The 1,257-nt window shown below is 64.5% G+C and carries 1 protein-coding gene; it reads left to right on the top strand.

Features of this window, described 5'->3' with window-relative positions; translation table 11 throughout:
* Positions 1 to 68: 68 nt before the first annotated feature.
* A protein-coding gene (locus E0H75_RS42820) for an IS3 family transposase (protein WP_131519476.1) occupies positions 69 to 1,216 on the top strand; the annotation gives its coding sequence in 2 pieces (ribosomal slippage) (positions 69 to 339 and positions 339 to 1,216; 1,149 coding nt in all).
* Positions 1,217 to 1,257: the final 41 nt, after the last annotated feature.

Raw genomic sequence — 1,257 nt, 5'->3', positions numbered from 1 at the left:
GGGACTGCCCCCGGTTCGGTTGACTCCTGATCTGTGAGGACTTGGTCCTTGCTGGAAGGATGTTTGTCGTGCCGAAAGCGTTCCCTGAGGAGTTCCGACGTGATGTGGTCGCGGTCGCCCGCAAGGGCGAGGCGCCGATCACTCAGATCGCGAAGGACTTCGGGATCTCCCAGTCGTGTCTGACCCGCTGGCTGAAACTGGCCGATATCGAGGACGGCAACAGGCCGGGCGTCACGCAGCAGGAGTCGGCTGAGCTGCGCGAACTGAAGAAGCGCAACCGGCAACTGGAGCAGGAGAACGAGATCCTGCGCCGGGCAGCGGCCTACTTCGCCCGTGACATCAACCCAAAATGATGTACCCGCTGGTCCTTGACCTCGCCGCCGACAACATCCCCGTCGCGGTGACCTGCCGGGTGCTGGGCTTTTCCAAGCAGGCGTTCTACCAGTGGCACAGAAACCCTGTCACACAAAGGGATTGGGACGACGCGCACCTGATCAACGCCGCATTGGATATCCATGGCGACGACCCTGGGTTCGGGTATCGGTTCATCGCCGACGAACTCGCCGTAGGCGGGATCGCGGCGGGTGAGAACCGGGTCGCCCGATTGTGCTCACAGGAGCGGATCTGGTCGATCCACGCCAAGAAGCGGGGCCTGAATCGCAAGGCCGGCCCGCCGGTGCACGACGATCTCGTGAAGCGCGCGTTCACCGCGCCGGCACCGAACCTGGTCTGGCTGACCGACATCACCGAACACGCCACCGCCGAGGGCAAGCTGTATTTGTGTGCGATCAAGGACGTCTACTCCAACCGGATCGTCGGCTACTCCATCGGTTCCCGGATGAAGGCCTCCCTGGCGGTCGCGGCACTGCGCAACGCGATCGCACTGCGGTCACCGTCTGCGGGGCTGATCGTCCACAGCGACCGCGGCAGCCAGTTCCGGTCCAAGAAGTTCGTCCGGGTGCTGAAGGCCCAGCAGTTGCGCGGGTCCATGGGCCGGGTCGGGGCCTGCGGCGACAACGCCGCGATGGAGTCCTTCTTCGCCCTACTGCAAAAGAACGTTCTGGACCGGCAGCGCTGGACCAGCCGCCACGACCTGCGGCTGGCGATCGTGTCCTGGATCGAGACCACCTACCACCGACGCCGCCGCCAACGCGGCCTCGGCAAGCTCACACCCATCGAGTTTGAGATGATTCAACCGGTCGCACTCGCGGCCTGAACCACCACACCCCGCGAGTCAACTAATCCCGGGGCAGTCCC

Source organism: Kribbella capetownensis, assembly GCF_004331485.1.
Taxonomy (GTDB): domain Bacteria; phylum Actinomycetota; class Actinomycetes; order Propionibacteriales; family Kribbellaceae; genus Kribbella; species Kribbella capetownensis.
This window is presented reverse-complemented; position numbering and strand designations above follow the sequence as displayed.